Source organism: Natrinema pallidum DSM 3751, from assembly GCF_000337615.1.
Taxonomy (GTDB): domain Archaea; phylum Halobacteriota; class Halobacteria; order Halobacteriales; family Natrialbaceae; genus Natrinema; species Natrinema pallidum.
The window spans coordinates 99,414-115,099 of the sequence record NZ_AOII01000020.1 but is presented as its reverse complement, the minus strand read 5'-3'; the positions used below and the strand labels follow the sequence as shown (position 1 = coordinate 115,099).

Annotated in this window: 11 protein-coding genes, 1 tRNA gene and 1 pseudogene; 5 read left to right on the top strand and 8 right to left on the bottom strand. The window is 63.8% G+C overall.

Annotated features, from left to right (window positions below; translation table 11 throughout):
* Nucleotides 1-256 (bottom strand): annotated as a pseudogene (locus C487_RS02250) (hypothetical protein); the annotation flags it as partial.
* A gap of 272 nt (nucleotides 257-528) precedes the next feature.
* On the opposite strand from C487_RS02250, the gene thrC reads away from it, so the two are divergent.
* The 3 genes from thrC (at nucleotide 529) to C487_RS02235 (ending at nucleotide 3,221) form a co-directional block, all read left to right on the top strand.
* The gene (gene thrC / locus C487_RS02245) at nucleotides 529-1,788 is read left to right on the top strand and encodes a threonine synthase (RefSeq protein WP_006184041.1); all 1,260 of its coding nucleotides are present in this window, start codon (nucleotides 529-531) and stop codon (nucleotides 1,786-1,788) included.
* Between the two features lie 90 nt (nucleotides 1,789-1,878).
* Nucleotides 1,879-2,217, top strand: coding sequence for a hypothetical protein (locus tag C487_RS02240; RefSeq protein WP_006184040.1), 339 nt, complete (start codon nucleotides 1,879-1,881; stop codon nucleotides 2,215-2,217).
* Nucleotides 2,218-2,321: 104 nt separating this feature from the next.
* Nucleotides 2,322-3,221, top strand: a complete 900-nt coding sequence (locus C487_RS02235) for a transcription initiation factor IIB (protein WP_049907801.1) — start codon at nucleotides 2,322-2,324, stop codon at nucleotides 3,219-3,221.
* Nucleotides 3,222-3,381: 160 nt separating this feature from the next.
* Here the strand turns inward: C487_RS02235 and C487_RS02230 are convergent, their stop codons facing one another.
* The 3 genes from C487_RS02230 to C487_RS02215 form a co-directional block, all read right to left on the bottom strand.
* Nucleotides 3,382-5,484, bottom strand: coding sequence for a minichromosome maintenance protein MCM (locus C487_RS02230; RefSeq protein WP_006184038.1), 2,103 nt, complete (start codon nucleotides 5,482-5,484; stop codon nucleotides 3,382-3,384).
* Between the two features lie 739 nt (nucleotides 5,485-6,223).
* On the bottom strand, nucleotides 6,224-6,469 hold the full coding sequence (locus C487_RS02220) for a hypothetical protein (RefSeq protein ID WP_152422455.1): 246 nt from the start codon (nucleotides 6,467-6,469) through the stop codon (nucleotides 6,224-6,226).
* Between the two features lie 517 nt (nucleotides 6,470-6,986).
* A tRNA-Pro gene (locus C487_RS02215) sits at nucleotides 6,987-7,059 on the bottom strand.
* A gap of 158 nt (nucleotides 7,060-7,217) precedes the next feature.
* On the opposite strand from C487_RS02215, the gene C487_RS02210 reads away from it, so the two are divergent.
* On the top strand, nucleotides 7,218-7,472 hold the full coding sequence (locus C487_RS02210; RefSeq protein ID WP_006184035.1) for a pro-sigmaK processing inhibitor BofA family protein: 255 nt from the start codon (nucleotides 7,218-7,220) through the stop codon (nucleotides 7,470-7,472).
* 368 nt (nucleotides 7,473-7,840) lie between these two features.
* Here C487_RS02210 and C487_RS02205 read toward each other — a convergent pair whose 3' ends face one another.
* Nucleotides 7,841-9,907: a DEAD/DEAH box helicase gene (locus C487_RS02205; protein ID WP_006184034.1), complete on the bottom strand. Its 2,067-nt coding sequence runs from the start codon at nucleotides 9,905-9,907 to the stop codon at nucleotides 7,841-7,843.
* 177 nt (nucleotides 9,908-10,084) lie between these two features.
* Between C487_RS02205 and C487_RS02200 the strand changes: the two genes are divergently transcribed.
* Nucleotides 10,085-12,421: a methyl-accepting chemotaxis protein gene (locus C487_RS02200; protein ID WP_006184033.1), complete on the top strand. Its 2,337-nt coding sequence runs from the start codon at nucleotides 10,085-10,087 to the stop codon at nucleotides 12,419-12,421.
* Nucleotides 12,422-12,436: 15 nt separating this feature from the next.
* Here C487_RS02200 and C487_RS02195 read toward each other — a convergent pair whose 3' ends face one another.
* The 3 genes from C487_RS02195 to C487_RS02185 are packed head-to-tail and all read right to left on the bottom strand — an operon-like array spanning nucleotide 12,437 to nucleotide 15,567.
* Nucleotides 12,437-13,546: an ABC transporter substrate-binding protein gene (locus tag C487_RS02195; protein ID WP_049907796.1), complete on the bottom strand. Its 1,110-nt coding sequence runs from the start codon at nucleotides 13,544-13,546 to the stop codon at nucleotides 12,437-12,439.
* Between the two features lie 54 nt (nucleotides 13,547-13,600).
* Entirely contained in the window at nucleotides 13,601-14,458 is an 858-nt protein-coding gene (locus C487_RS02190) for an ABC transporter ATP-binding protein (protein WP_006184031.1), read from the bottom strand.
* The gene (locus tag C487_RS02185; RefSeq protein ID WP_006184030.1) at nucleotides 14,458-15,567 is read right to left on the bottom strand and encodes a FecCD family ABC transporter permease; all 1,110 of its coding nucleotides are present in this window, start codon (nucleotides 15,565-15,567) and stop codon (nucleotides 14,458-14,460) included. The genes C487_RS02190 and C487_RS02185 overlap by 1 nt, the downstream gene beginning before the upstream one ends.
* Between the last annotated feature and the right edge of the window lie 119 nt (nucleotides 15,568-15,686).

Here is a 15,686-nt window from a genome sequence, read left to right as displayed (position 1 = left end):
AGATGTGTATAAGAGACAGGTGGTACGCGATGAGGCCGTACCCGGCACCGAAGACGGCGCTGTAGCCGATATGGATCACCCACCATAGCTGAAACTCGGGCAGCGTCGTGAGGACGCCCGCGGTCGGCCCCACGTCACCGAGTATGGTCAACATCGGTCTGATGGCCCCCACAATCCCGCCGAGGAGGATCGCGTACGGCCAGTACGAGTAGACGACGAGCGATCGATCGACGTGTTGACTGCGTTCGGTGGCCATACGTGGTGCGTGGTACGATATTCGAATATACCTCTAGTAACGTTTCCATATGATGGGAACGGCATGCGGCGACTCCGATCGCCGCTCGTGCGTCAGTCGTGGTCGGGGCCGGCGACGAACACGCCGCTGCTTGTCGAACGGCGGCCGGACCACGATTCGATGGCGACTATGTGGCCGGCGCGGAAGTCGACGACACGTGGGACTGCCGTCCGGTGACCGGGTGTACTGCCGAATCCACTTGCTTTTTGCACGTCGCCTCCCTCTGCCCGACAATGAGTCTCAATCTCTCGGCCGAGCGGCCGGAACGACCCGACGACGCCGACGACGGCGTCTGGCTCGAGTGTATCGAGTGCGGCGAGACGTTCGCTCCGTTCGACGACGTTCGATACACCTGCGACGAGTGTGACGGACTGCTCGAGGTCCGATACGCCGATCTTCCGACCTTCGACGACTTCGATGGACGCGGCGTCTGGCGCTACGCCGACGCCTTACCCTTCGAGGCCGGCGTCTCGATTCAGGAGGGCGCGACGCCGCTGTACGAGGTCCCCCGTCTCGAAGACGAGATCGGTATCGAAGCCCTGCGGATCAAACACGAGGGGATGAACCCGACGGGCTCGTTCAAGGATCGCGGCATGACCGTCGGCGTGCGGGTCGCGAAGGAACTCGGCGTCGGTCGGCTCGCGTGCGCATCGACGGGGAACACCAGTGCGGCCCTCGCCGCGTACGGCTCCCGAGGCGGGATGCAGACGCTCGTGCTCCTCCCCGCCGGCAAGGTCGCCGCCGGGAAGATCGCCCAGGCGAGTCTCCACGGTGCGCGCATTCTCGAGGTCGACGGCAACTTCGATACCTGTCTCGACATCGTTCAGGACCTCGCGGGCCAGGGCGAGGCCTACCTGCTGAACTCGCTGAACCCGTTCCGGCTCGAGGGCCAGAAGACGATCGGCCTCGAAATTCTCGAGGGGTTCCTCGCGGACTACGACACCGTTCCGGATCGAATCGTGTTACCCGTCGGCAATGCGGGCAACACGTCGGCGCTGTACAAGGCCTTCCGCGAACTCGTCCAGGCCGGCGCACTCGACGAGGCCGACGTGCCGAAACTGACCGGCGTCCAGGCCGAGGGTGCGGCCCCGATGGTCGAGGCGATCGAGAACGGGGCCGACGAGGTCCGCCGCTGGGAGGACGTCGAGACTCGTGCGACCGCGATCCGGATCGGCAACCCGGTCAACGCGCCGAAGGCACTGCCCGGGATTCGCGAGACCGGCGGCACCGCCGTCGCGGTCTCCGACGCGGAGATCACCGCGGCCCAGCGCGACATCGCCGGGGAAGGGATCGGCGTCGAGCCCGCCTCCGCCGCCTCCGTCGCCGGCCTCCGAAAGCTCCGAGCCGAGGGCGTCGTCGACGACGACGAACGCGTCGCCTGTCTCACGACCGGCCACCTGCTCAAGGACCCCGACGCCGCGGCCGCCGCCGGTCGCGAGCCCGAACCCGTCCCGGCCGATACCGACGGCGTGCTCGAGCAACTCGCGGAGTAACGTCGGTCGGACGCACGACCCGCGTCGGACGCGTCTGACACCCGACTGACTGAGCTTTTTCCGGGTCGGGACCGAAACCGAACGCGTCCCATGTCCGCCGAACGACGAGGCTCCGGTTTTCCCATCCCCGCCGATCAACGGATTCGAATCGATCGCTCGCGTTCGACCCTCGAGTCGAACCGCGTCGATGATGGCCCGTCGCGTCACGCCCCCCTCGATTCGGGCCGTCGTGAACGACCGCTGTCCTACGAGATCGAACGGACCCGACTCCACGCTCGGATCGCCGCGCTCGAGGACGCGTTGGAAACGAGCGAAAGCCGCCGACAGGCCGTGATCGATCAGTACGAACGCCTGTTGGCCGAGCGGGCGGAGTCGTCGCGGTCGTCGTCGAACTCACAGACCCTGCTCTCACGACTTATCAACCGATAACCGCCCCCGTTCGGCCTGCGCTCGCCGGCTCTCCACGAATCATTTATCTATTCCAATACTTTAAATATGAAGCCAGGAGAACCGAATGTAGAAGGTAATAACCAATGGCAGATTCCGATTCGGCTGCGATCTGCCCCGAGTGTGACGGCAGATTACGGAGGGAGGGTACTGAAATCGTCTGTGAACAGTGCGGGTTGGTCTCCGCGGAAGACGCGATCGACCGCGGACCCGAATGGCGGTCGTTCGAGGACGACGACACCGATCGGCGTCGAACCGGCGCGCCGCTCACTCGCTCGAGACACGACCGGGGTCTCTCGACGGAGATCGGGTACGGGTCCGGCTCGGATTCGGGGTACCGTTCTCGGCTCACCGGTCGCAAACGCCGACAGATCGCCCGGCTCCGCCGCGAGCACAATCGTGCACGGATCTCTTCGAAAGCGGAGCGAAATCAGGTCTACGGGTTCGCCGAAATCAGGCGGATCACCGCGTTGCTCTCCCTGCCCGACTCCACGAGAGAACAGGCCTGTGTCCTCTTCGAGTCCGCTCAGTCCGACGGGCTCTTTCAGGGCCGGTCGCTCGAGGGCTTTGCTGCCGCCGCGATCTACGCGATCTGTCGGACGCGTTCGGTCCCACGGACCATCGACGAAATCGCCGACGTGGCTCGCGCCGACGGCGACGAACTCGAGGTCGCCTACGATGCGCTGAACCGCGAACTCGGGCTGCCGACGGGTCCGATCGATCCCACGCAGTACCTGCCGCGGTACGCCTCGAAACTCGACCTCGGCTCGGCCGTCGAGCGCCGCGCCCGCGAACACGTCGACGCCCTGCTCGAGGCGGGGTTGATCGGCGGCCGCAATCCCAGCGGGGTCGCCGCGGGTTGTCTCTACAAGGCCGCCGGCGAACGGGATGAGTGGCCATCACTCACCCAGACCGCCGCGGCGGAGGTCGCCGACGTCGCAGCGGTAACGATTCGGTCGACCGTGACGAACATCAACGAACTCTGACTACGCTGCCTCGAGCCGTCTCTGACCGGGACGGACGGGTCGCTCTCGACCCGTGGGCCGACGGACATCCGTTAGTCGCTCCGATCCCGATACCCGCCGCCGATCGCTCACGGCCGGAAAGCGACGGAGTCTGGACTGCGTCTGTGCGGACGGTCGGTAGCTACGTCGTCCGGAGCGTGTCCGTACTCGGCTCGTAGACCTCGCCTTTCTGTTTGAGTTTGTCGATCTCGTGTTCGGCCTTGGACTGGTCCATCCCGATCTCGTCGGCCCGTTCCATGACGATATCGACCGGTGCGCCGTCGTCGTACTCCTCTTCGATGTCGCTGATGAGCTGTTTGAGGTTCTTGATCCGGTCGCGCTGGGACTTCGAGGTCCCCGCCTCGACGATGTCCGCGTCGAACTCGCCGGTCTCGGGGTCGACCCCCACGTCCTGTAGACACGAGCGAACGATTTCGATGACCCGTTCGGCGTCGCTTTGCTCAACCGTATCCGACAGTCGAACGCGGGCGCTGGCCTCCGACAACCGCACCAGCGCCTCGAGTTTGCGGGCCGTGACGGGGACCGCCGCGTCCTCGTCGGTCCCCTTCGACCGGAGATCGACGTAGAAATCGCGGATCGCGTTGCGGGCTTCCTCGGTCATCCGCGGGTGGCAGTTCTGTTTCGCGTACGCGATGTACTTGCGCAGGAGTTCCGCGTCGATCTCCGGATCGACCTGCTCGGTCATCTCGTCGATCTCGCCCTGACTGACCTCGAGTTGGTTCATCTCCTCGCGTTGGGTCGTCAACTCGCCGGCGTAGTTGGTCGTGATGATGTGTTCCGCGAGGTTGCGGTCTTTCTCCTCGTCGGGCGTATCCGTCACGGTAAAGATCAGGTCGAACCGCGAGATCAACGCCGGCTCGAGGTCGATCTGCTCGCTGATCGGTTCGTACTGGTCGAAGCGGCCGTACTTCGGGTTTGCCGCGCCCAGCAGCGAACAGCGGGACTTGAGCGTAGCGTTGATCCCCGCCTTCGAGACCGAAATCTTCTGTTGCTCGAGGGCCTCGTGCATGGCACTCCGATCCTCGCTTCTCATTTTATCGAGTTCGTCGATCGCCGCGATCCCCTGATCGGCGAGGACGAGCGCACCGGCCTCGAGGCTCCACTGCTGGCCGTCGCCGAAGTCGTCGCGAACGGCGGCGGCGGTGAGACCCGCCGAGGACGACCCTTTCCCGGAGGTGTAGACGGCCCGCGGCGCGATGTTCTCGATATATGCCAGCATCTGCGATTTGCCAGTACCGGGGTCCCCGATCAGAAGCATGTGCAGGTCGCCCCGGATCCGCGAGCCGTCGGGCAACTGCTTCGTGACGCCCGAGAACAACTGGAGGATCATCGAGAGCTTCTCCTGATCGTAGCCGTAGATCGAGGGGGCGATGGAGGCGACCATCTTCTCGTAGATTCCCTCGGAACTCGAGAGTCGGACGATCTCCGCTTTGTCCTCGCCGGTGATGTCCATGTCCTCGAACTGCTCTTCGTCGATCTCGACGGACATGCCCTCCATGTAGAAGTCGAAGACGGGCGACTTCTCCTGTTGGTCGCCCTGTTGCTCGAGGCGGAGGACGCCGGTCGCGGAGACGTGGTCGCCGGGCGTGACCTCGCCGGTGATGTCGTCTTCGATGTTGATGTCGAGGGCCTGTGGGGTTTCCCCGCCCCGCAGTCCTTCGGGACTCTCCTGGACCCGGAGCTTCTGTGAGTCGACGAACTCGGACTGGTCGAAATTGACGCGGAAGGGGCCCTGCCGTTCACAGCCCTGACACTCGTGGGGTTCCTGAAAGTCGCCGCTGGACTGGGGGACCCGCGTGAGGGTGCCACAGAGCTGGCACTCGAAGGCGGCTTCCTCTATTTTCGGGCGGACGTCGGTCGCTTTCCTGACGATGCCGTGGACCTGAACGAGGGAGTTCATATCCCGGGCGCGGATCTCCCGGATCTCGGGTGACTCCGTCTCGGGGAGGTTCCGGACCCGGACGTGTGCCTGGCCGAGGCTGACGTCGATCGGGAGGTCGTAGAGCCGCAGCGCCTCTTCGGCGTAGCGCTGGAGCTGTTCGGGCTGATTGATGAAGTCGTCCGCGAGGTCGGGATCGAACCGATAGAGGTCCTGCCAATCGACGTGGAGCGAGCGCTGTTCGTTGGGATACTGCTGCGCAAGCTGCTTGATCTCGTTGTCGTAATAGTTGCGGAAGAACTGCTCGAAAGAGTCGACGAGTTCGGAATTTCCCGCTTGCGCCATTGCACCTCCCTAGGGCTGCCATCCGGTATAAATGGTCGTATACCGGGGCGGAACTGATCTCGTGTCCCGTTCACACAGCAACTCGAGACGGCTGCGCTGGCGCGTCCGTGACTCACCCTCACCGTTGCGCCCGTCGACGAGACCGTGGGCGACGCCGAGCGCTTCGATCGGCCAAAATACCTCCGTGACGCGTCGGCGCTGCATGAGGGGGGACGGCGCTGGGACGGACCGATTCGGCGGCTCAGTCCGTACCGACCGCCATTCACATTTTGGAATGACAGTGATAGCCACGTAGACTCGTCATTGAGATCCATGTCGACCCACTCCGAACGGACACGGGCCGCGGTCCGATGCGAGAACTGCGATGCGATCCTCGTCGCCGAAATCGAACGGGACGGCTCCGTTCGGCCGCTCGGTACGAGCGTAGACTGCGTCTGCGGTGACGGAACCTTCACTCGAATCGAGTAATCCGCTGCGGCTGGCCACTGACCGGTCGTGTAGTGAGGGCGGTCCCAGGAACCGCCGGGACCGTCTCTCGAGTGAAATAAAGGGCTGGGCTTCCGACGTCTCGCTGGCTGTTCGTCCCGCTCGCTGTGCGGGAACGAAGCCACGGAACGGACGGAATGATAGTGGCCCCCGACCCGGAAACAGCCGACCATCGGTTTCCGGTCGAGAAAGGAAGGGAAAGGGTGCCAGTTCGGCTTCAGGTTCGACGAGTGATCGAACCGGCTTCGGGTCGTTATTCTATTTTCGCATCGTAGTCGTACTGAAAGCCCGACAGGGAGTCGCCCATCGGGATATCGAACTTGATTTCGAACGTCTCCGACCCATCACCGTCGACGGTAATGTCCTTCCGGTGGGTATACATTTCTCCGTTCTGGACATCGACTTCTGCAAGGAGCGTTCCCGATTCCGGGGAACTACTGTCGTTCGTCACCCGGGCGGTCACGATCACGTTTCCAGCCACGGTATCCCGTGAAGTCACGCTTTCGACCTCCAGTCCGCCACCGAGACACCCGGCAAGTGCAGCTATTGGAAGTGTTCCCATGCTTTTGATAATAGTCCGTCGCTTAGCTTTCATGTGGTTCTGATTGTATATTCGATCAATTTGACCTTTCCGATTGCGACCGCCAATAGCAGGGGAACGACCGTCTTTCGGCACGACGCGTAGCAAGACGGTGGGGATCGGTGGTCAGGACACTATGTCCGCGACTCTCGTCATCGGCACCGGCCCAAAAGAAAGTGGGAGTAGGACGGACCGCAGTGCCGTCGCTGGGGATTCTTTACCGCCATGAAGAAACGTCTCCAAATGTCTTTGATGATGTGACGTATCTGTTATGAACGTGGACAGGGAGAACCTCTCGTAATAGGCAGGGTCATGATCGAGTCGTCCCGATTTGACTGCCGCTCGAGAACCTGCGGTGTGCACGGAACCACGGTCTCCCGCAAGTCCGGACACTATCGGATTTCAGTTGCTCGCGAACTTGCTCGCAGCAGAAATATGGGATCGCCCGGATTTGAACCGGGGTCACGGGCACCCAAGGCCCGAAGTATACCAAGCTAACCCACGATCCCGTATCACTCCATACCGGTCGCACATGATAAAGGGTTTCGTTATCCCGCGACGGTACCTGTCCGTGGAGTCGTCATCGGGATCGGTCGAATCCCGTCGCTGACTGATAGTTGATAGGAACGGACCGAACGGTTTTCACTGCGACCGTGGTAGCGCCGGTATGACCGGCCTCGAGATACTGCTTTTGAGTCTCGTGCTCGTCGCCGTCCTGGCTGCAGCGCGATTCGTCCGTGCGGTTAGTCCGTTCATCGTCAATGCGGTGGTTGGACTCGTGGTATTGTACGTCGCACAGGCCGCCTTCGGTCTCGCGATCGCAGTGACGCCGGTCGTCATCGCGATCGTCGCGATCGGTGGTGTTCCGGGTTCGATACTCGTCATCGGCTGCTCGCTGCTCGAGGTTGCCTTCGTGCTTTGAGAGGCGCTCGAGGCTGGGCCACTGCTGTCCGAAGTGTGTACGATCTCCGTATCAGTAGCGTCGGTGCCCCGCTCCGGTTCGGTCCCGACTCAGATCGTCGCCGGTCGGGCCGGTTCGACGGCGAGGATACTGTGATGACCGCCGCGTCCGGGTGTCTGGCTCCTCGCGCTTCGGGTGATCGAGCGGGACGTTCGCCGCCGCTTCGCCCACGGGTGGCGTACTCGCGCCACGATGACAGTGTAGGCTCCCCGTCGCCGGCCGTCGATCGGTGCCGTCCGTTCCGAGCGTTCCGGCCGGCGGCGGAGCCGTGAAACCAGCGGAGGCTGCGGCCGACGGATCGCGGCCGATCCGGATCGGACCCCGGACCGCTACAGTTCGGTTTCGCGTAGCTCGAGGTCCGCGACGAGCTCGTAAGGATGGGCGTCCTTTCGGATGCCGTCGATGAGCATGAACGCCTGACCGGGCTCCAGGAAGTGTTCGGTGACGACCCGTCCCAGCGGTGTGGGTTCGAAGCCGTCGATGAAATCGTACTCGAGGAGTTTCCCGACGGCGTGTTTGGTTGGGATCTCGCCGAGCATGCGGTCGTTGAGCGCCTTTGTGGCTTTCCCGCCGACGGTGATGTTCGCCAGCGTCTCCTCGACGGCGGCGGCCTCGTCGTAGTGGGTCATGACCGACTCCATCTCCCCTTTGAGCAGTTTGAACGCGACTTCGTCCTCGGTCATCTCCATCGAGTTGTGATAGACCGTCTCGGGTTCGACGAGGACGTACACTTTGCCCTTGTCGTGGTAGTCGGGCCGCCCTGCGCGGCCGAGCATCTGGTGGAACTCCTGGACGGAGAGCCACTCGATGCCCATGGCCAGCGAGTCGAAGATGACCTGCGAGGCGGGGAAGTCGACCCCGGCCGCGAGCGCGGCGGTCGTGACGACTGCGGAGAGTTCCTGGTCGCCGAATTTACGTTCGACTTCCTTCCGGCGTTTGTAATCGAGTCCGGCGTGGTACGGCGCGGCCGAGTAGTCGAGTTTCCGTGAAATCTCGTGACAGCGCCGGCGGGAGTTCGTGAAAACGATCGTCTGCCCGCGATACCCCTTGGAGGATTCGCTGTCGAACTCGCGTCTGACGAGTTTGTTCTCGACGCGGACCTTCTCCTGCCCGTCGGCGAAGGTGACGTGGCGCTCGATCGGCACCGGCCGTTCTTCGAACTCGATGAGCGTCGCCTCGAGCGCTTCGGTGAGCTGTTCGGGGTTGCCGACGGTTGCCGAGAGGTAAACCCACTGTGCGCCGCCGTAGTCGTCCCGTCGCTTGGTGCGCTGTTCGCAGGTGTACTTCAACCGGGAGATGAGGCCGTCGAGCCGGTGGCCCCGATCCTCTTCCTTGAGGGTGTGGACCTCGTCGATGACGACGGTTCCGATGTCGCCCATGTTCTTGCCCGTCCGCAGGGCGTGGTCGATCCCTTCGTAGGTGCCGACGATGACATCGGCGTTGGGGTCGAACCGTTCGCCCTCGTCGGCGACGCGGCTCGCGCCCACGCGAATCGAGACGTCGACGAGGTGGCCGTACTCGTCCTGAAAGTCCTCGTACTTCTGGTTGGCCAGCGCGACCAGGGGGACGAGAAAGAGCATCGTCCCCTTGTCGTTCAACACGCGGTTGATCCCCGCCAGTTCGCCGACGAGCGTCTTCCCGGTCGCCGTCGCCGACACCACGAGCTGGTCGTCGCCGTCGAACAGGCCGTGCTCGACCGAGAGGCTCTGGACCGGCAGCAGGGTATCGAACCGGTCCTCGAGCAGGTCCTGCAGGCCGGGGTGGAGGTTCAGCGAGTCCGTCCGAACGGGATCGACCTCGTCGGTCGTCGCCGAGATGGTATCGAACTTCGTCAGGTCCGGATCGAGCTGGCCCTTGAGCAGATTGACGATCCGCTCGAGGTCCTGGACCTCCATCATGAGGTCCTCTAAGCGGTCCTTGGCGGCGCCCGATACCGCTCCGCCGCCCGAAAAGGAGAGCTGGCGCTCGAGTTCCTGTCGAGCGCAGTCCCGGCAGATCCAGTCGTTGTCGTCCTTGACCGCGGTATCGGTCGTGATCGGGGAGTATCGGCCCGCGCCGGCACAGTACCGACAGGTCCGGACGGTCTTGAGTTTGTCCTCGAGTTGGTAGCCCGCGAACATCTCTCGGAGGTCGCGACGACCGTCGGCGGAGGTCTGTTCGGAGATGCGCAGCCGCTTGGCTCGGCGGGCGAGTTCGACGAACTCGTCGGGTTGGCGGGGCTCTTCGCTCGAGCCCTCCTTGAGCCGGAACTTCGCGGGCCGGGGGCCGGCGGAGGTCTCCGAAAGTCCGAGTTTCGCGCGGAACAGCCGTTTGCCGTCACGTTCGACGACGACGAGATAGTCGTCGCCCGTCTCGTGACAAAAGATCGTTTCGACCTGCTGGACCTGCTTCGACACGACCACCTCTATGATGGGGCGGTATTTCAGCGGTTCGGACTGGGGCGATTCGTCTCGACCGCTCGCGGCCGTCTCGTCGGTCGCGGCGGACCGCCCCCTGGTCGAGCCCATGTGATTTATAGGCGTATATAACACTCTTAGCGACTTACATACAGGTCCCGTCGAGTGTCCCACTCGATGGATCCGAATCCATGGGAGGGTATTCCGGTCGTTCGTCGCAGCTACGCGTTGCGATTTCTCGCCGCGCTCGTCGTCATCGTCCTCATCGTGGGGCTGTTCGGCGGGAGTATCTACGCACGGACCGGCGCGGAACTTCAGTCGGATGTCGAATCGCAACTCGTCACCGACGCACAACGGGACGCCGACCGCCTCGAGATCTGGTTTCGGTCGACCGAACGGTATCTCGGATCGCTGCCCCGTTCGGTCGCCTTTCGCAACGACGATCGGGTCGCGATTACGGACGCGTTACACCGAATGACCGATCGCTCCGCGTTCGACGGCGCGTATTACGTCGATACCGAGACGGGCGAGGTGCAGGCTAACGCCGGCACGAACACGGTCCTGACCGATGACGGCCGGCTGAGCGACGCGGTCGCCGACCGACTCTCGACCGCGAGCGAGGACGGGTCACAGGTCGTCTTTTCGGAGGCGTTCGAAACCGCCGACGGCCGCCCAGCGATGCTCGCCGTCAGCCGGGTCCCCGGCGAGTCGGCTCGCGTCGTCGGGGTTGTCGACCTCGAGTCGCTGTCCCGGTACATGATCGGCGCCGACGAAACCGACGAGGTGATCGTCGCTGACGGGAACGGAACGGTCGTCCTCGCCGAGGATCGGTCGCTGCTCCTCGAGGACGATGTGATGGAGTCGGCGGTCGTCGGGAACGAAACGGGGACGATATCGCCCGAGGAGGGAGGCGACGAGACCGTCGTCGGCTACGCGGCGGTCGGGGACAAGGGCTGGACGCTGACGACCCGGGTCCCCGCATCACAGGCGTACTCCCTCCAGTCGACGATCTCGAACTGGATTCTCGCGATGCTCGCCGTCACTTTCGGGGGGATGGTCGTCCTCGGCCTGACCGTCGGCCGGAACACCGCCGGGGAGTTGCGGGCCCTGTCCGACCGCGCGGCGGCGATCGAGGACGGCGAACTCGACGAGCCGGTCGAGTCGAGCCGGCACGACGAACTCGGCGATCTCCACCGGTCGATCGACCGGATGCGGCGCTCCCTGCGCCAGCGTCTCGAGGAGGCCGAAACCGCACGCGCCGAGGCCGAGCAGGCTCGCGCCGAGTCCGAGCGATTCTCGCGGCAACTCGAGCGGACGGCCGACGAGTACGGCGAGACGATGCGGGCCTGCGCGGACGGCGACCTGACTCGGCGACTCGAGGCGGACACCGACAGCGAGGCCATGCAAACGGTCGCGGCGGCGTTCAACGCGATGGTGGACGACATCGAGGAGACGGTGGCCGCGACGCGGTCGTTCGCCGATGCGGTCGACGACGCGGCCGAATCGACGGCGGACGGCGTCGTGGAAGTCCGATCCGCATCCGAGCAGGTGACGGCATCCGTTCAACAGATCGCCGACGGGGCCGAGCAACAGAGCGACCAACTCGCCGCGATCAGCGACGAGATCGACGACCTCTCGATGACAACGTCGGAGATCGCCGCGACCTCGTCGCAGGTCGCGACCCTTGCGGAGCAGACCGCAACCGCGAGCGCGGACGCCCGCGAGTCCGCCCGGCGTGCGATCGAGGGGATGAACGCCATCGAACGGGAGGCCGACGACGCGGTCGCGGAAGTCACCCAGCTCGAGGCGGAGATCGAAGCGATCGACGACCTGCTCGAGTTCATCGGCGACGTCACCAACGAGACGAACATGCTCGCGCTCAACGCGAGCATCGAGGCCGCACGCTCGCGTTCGACGGACGCGGAGTTCACCGCGGTCGCCGATCAGGTCAAGTCCCTCGCAGCGGACACCCAGACGGCGGCCGAAGACATCGAGCAGCGCCTCGAGCGGGTCAGCGATCAGACAGCGCAGGTGGCGACCGTGGTCCGCGAGACGAACGAGCGGATCGCCGATCATCGGGCGGCGGTCGCGTCATCGGTCGGGGCGCTCGAGGAGATTTCGGCGTATGCCGAGGAGACGAACGACGGCGTTCAGGAGATTTCGGCGGCGACCCAGCAACAGGCCGGCGCGACACAGGAACTCGTCTCGATGACCGACGACGTGACGGCGATCAGCGAGGAGACCAGCGCGGAGGCGGAGACGGTCGCGGCGGCCGCGGAGGAACAGACCTCCTCGCTCGTCGCGGTCTCTCACACCGCCACGTCGCTGTCCGATCGGGCACGAGAACTGTCCGACGCGCTGTCGGCGTTCGAGGTCACCACCGAGCCGACCGACGCGGGGGAAACCGAGCGCGAGTCACCTGTGGACGACGAGTACGCGGTCGATTCGGGTGCGGTCGACAGCACGGCAGAGTCGTCGGAGGGGCGAGCGGGCGACCGGCCGGAACCGCAGTAGATAGCCAGCGGTCGGTCAGAAGTCGCCGTTGACGATGTCGCCGACCCGCTGCCGGTCGAACAGTTCGTTCTCGACGCCGTAGACCTGTTTGGCCGCTCGTTCCGTGACGACGAGGGTCGTAATCGGGCCCTGATAGAGGGGGCCACCACGGTAGACATCACCGTTCTGGACGGCCGTCAACTCGCGTGCGGTGTCGTCGTTTTCCATCCGTGAGACGACCGCCTCCTGGAACTCCGTGGCGGTCTTGTCCTCCTGTCCGCGGAACAGGATGATTTCGGGATCGATCTCGAGGAGCGTTTCGTAGTCGACCTTCCCGCGCGTGCTGTGGAAATCGCGCACGTCCGTGTTGGCGAACGCGTCCTTGACCTGGAGGTCACGCCACTGCTTGAAGCTCGTCCCGTCACCGATCAGGTATGGGGAAAACGATTCCATCTCGTTCTCGCCGGCCCACATGATCGCGACCTCCGGTCGGTCGCCCTCGGACGGGACGATCTCCTCGACGTTCGACTGGAACCCGTCGTAGACCTCGACGAACGCCTCGTAGCGTTCGGTTTCCTGGAACACCTCGGCGAGTTTCCCGAACGCATCGTACAGCGACAGGTAGCGATACTCGTCGTGCCACGGGTAGCCGGTCGAGAAGATGCTGTTCCCGAAGAACGGCCCGATATCGTTTTCGATGTCTTCGACGTCGCTTTCGCTGACGTCGTCGCCGAACCGGTTCGTCAGGAAGTTGGGATCGATGACGTGGACGTCTCCGTCCATTTCGTAGAACGTCTCCGGATCGACGCCGTCGTCGGAGATCCGCGTCATCCCTTCTTTATCGACGCTGACGTCGGGAATCTCGTCGTAATACTGCGTGTGGTATCGGGACGGCAGCCAGACACCTTCGGGCGGATCCTGTCCCAGTGCGATCCCCATGTCGGCCCAACTCCCGTTGTTGGCGACCCACGTTTCCGGGACCTCCGGGAACCCGACTTCGCCGACCGGCGGCATCGATACCGTGTATTCGATCTCGTCACCGGACGATCCGAGGGAATCGAGACAGCCGGCCATCGTGCCGACACCGGCGATCGCTCCTCCCGTCCGAAGCACGTGACGCCTCGTTACGCTGCGTTCGTCACTCATTGTTGTTTAGGCTAGCCTAAAAATACAAAACTGTTCCGACTGCCGACGGCCCGGTCACCGATCGGGGAGCGCTCGCTTGGGGAGGACCTGCAGTTCCGGTTCGTATTCGACCGTGGCTTCGATGGCGAATACGTCGGCGAGCAACTGTTCGGTGACCACCTCCTCCGGCGGTCCCCAGTCGTACAATTTTCCGTCGTGCATGGCGACCAGGTAGTCCGCGAAGCGGGCCGCCTGTGCGATGTCGTGGAGGATGACTGCGACGGTGACGCCCTTCTCCTCGTTCAACTGGCGGATCGTCTCGAGGACGCGGAACTGGTGGTGGACATCGAGAAACGTCGTCGGTTCGTCGAGCAGGAGGACGTCGGTGTCCTGTGCCAGAACCATCGCGATCCAGGCCAACTGTTTCTGCCCGCCACTCAACTGGCCGAGTTCGGTGTCGCGGATCTCGTCGATTCCGGCTAGCTCGATCGCTCGTTCGACGGCCCGATGATCCGCCTCATCGGCTCCGTCGAAGAACCCCCGGTGCGGGTAGCGACCGTGATAGACGAGGTCTTCGACGGAGATCGAACCCAGCGAATCGTTTTCCTGCGAGAGGACCCCCAGTTCGCGGGCCAACTCCTTCTGACTGAACGAGTCGAGGTCCTCGCCGTGTATCCGTACCGTTCCGGTGTCCGGCTTGAGGTGGTTCGAGAGCGCCTTGAGGAGCGTACTCTTTCCGCTGCCGTTCGGTCCGACGAGTGCAGTGACCGCTTCCTCGGGGATGTCGAGACGAGTGCATTCCACGACGGTTCCGTCGCTCGACGGATAGCTGAGTTCCAGTCCGTCGCCGACCAGGGCGCTCTCGATTGCGATGCCGTTGTCGTCGGTGATTTGCGTTCGTTCCCGGTCCGTATTCCGCTGTGTGCGTGCCATTATAGTTCACCCATCGATTGCTGTTTCCGCATCAGATAGAGGAAGTACGGGCCGCCGATCAGGCCCGTTACGACGCCGACGGGCATCTGTGTTCCGCCCATCGCGAGCCGGGCACCAACGTCGGCGGTAACCATCAGTGCGGGGCCGGCGAAGACGCAGCCGACCATCAGCCGTCGGTAGTCGCCGCCGACCGTGTTCCTGACGATGTGGGGAACGACGAGGCCGAAGAAACTGACGACGCCGGCGACGGCAATGGCGACACTGGCAGCCAGAATGGCGACGCCAGAGAGGAAAAAGCGCACCCGTTCGACGCGCATACCGAGTGATCGGGCGGTGTTCTCGCCGAGCATCAGAACGTTCAACTGGCGCGCACCGGCGAGCGCGATCGCGATCGCGATAATTGCCGGCAGGATCGCGATTCTGACTTCCTCCCATCCGGTACCCGTCAGCGAGCCCGTGATCCAAGCGATCGCCGTCTGGACGACGCCCAGATCGTCCGCGAAGAAAAACAGCCCTTGCTGGAGCGACTGGAAGACCATGTTGACGATCACGCCCGCGAGGACGAGTCGAACGGGACTCGTTCCGCCTTTCCACGCGATCGAGTAGACGAGTCCGAACGCGAGAGTTCCCCCTAGAGTCGCGATCAGCGGGAGGAAGGGTGCGAAACCGCTGAACACGACGAGGGTCGCCAGTACGGCGAACCCGGCACCGGAACTGACTCCCAGAATAAACGGACTCGCCAGTTCGTTTCGTGTCACCGCCTGGAAGATTGCACCCGAGACCGCGAGCGTCGCACCGGTAATGATCCCGACGAATACTCGCGGGAGCCGGAGGTTCCAGACGACGATACTGTTGGTGCTCATGTCCGGCCGCTCGGTGCCGAACAGGAACGATACCCAGGCATTGAGGTCAAAAATCACCGCGGGGTTGAACACTGCCTTCCAGGCCTCGAGAACCGTCATCGAGTACTCTCCGAAACTTACCTGTATCAGGCCTGCAACGACCGTGACAACCATACTCATCAGACAAAAGAGGACGAGCGTTCCCGTTATCCAACTGTCCCGCTGTTCAGTCACCGCGTTCGCACCGACCGACTCCGCTCCTGCCATCTTTCTTTAGGTATACCTAAAAGCCGTATAGTAGTTGCGGTCCAGTGACGCTATGCTAGTGGCCCGCGGGACACGACCGCGGTCTCGGACCGATTCCGGTCGGCGCTCGCCCGCCGAGC

What these genes read in the sequence shown, in the direction of transcription:
- C487_RS02200 (WP_006184033.1), top strand. Translation starts at nt 10,085, where the DNA reads ATGGATCCGAATCCATGGGAGGGTATTCCGGTCGTTCGTCGCAGCTAC.
- C487_RS02195 (WP_049907796.1), bottom strand. Translation starts at nt 13,546, where the DNA reads ATGAGTGACGAACGCAGCGTAACGAGGCGTCACGTGCTTCGGACGGGA.
- C487_RS02210 (WP_006184035.1), top strand. Translation starts at nt 7,218, where the DNA reads ATGACCGGCCTCGAGATACTGCTTTTGAGTCTCGTGCTCGTCGCCGTC.
- C487_RS02185 (WP_006184030.1), bottom strand. Translation starts at nt 15,567, where the DNA reads ATGGCAGGAGCGGAGTCGGTCGGTGCGAACGCGGTGACTGAACAGCGG.
- thrC (WP_006184041.1), top strand. Translation starts at nt 529, where the DNA reads ATGAGTCTCAATCTCTCGGCCGAGCGGCCGGAACGACCCGACGACGCC.
- C487_RS02240 (WP_006184040.1), top strand. Translation starts at nt 1,879, where the DNA reads ATGTCCGCCGAACGACGAGGCTCCGGTTTTCCCATCCCCGCCGATCAA.
- C487_RS02190 (WP_006184031.1), bottom strand. Translation starts at nt 14,458, where the DNA reads ATGGCACGCACACAGCGGAATACGGACCGGGAACGAACGCAAATCACC.
- C487_RS02235 (WP_049907801.1), top strand. Translation starts at nt 2,322, where the DNA reads ATGGCAGATTCCGATTCGGCTGCGATCTGCCCCGAGTGTGACGGCAGA.
- C487_RS02230 (WP_006184038.1), bottom strand. Translation starts at nt 5,484, where the DNA reads ATGGCGCAAGCGGGAAATTCCGAACTCGTCGACTCTTTCGAGCAGTTC.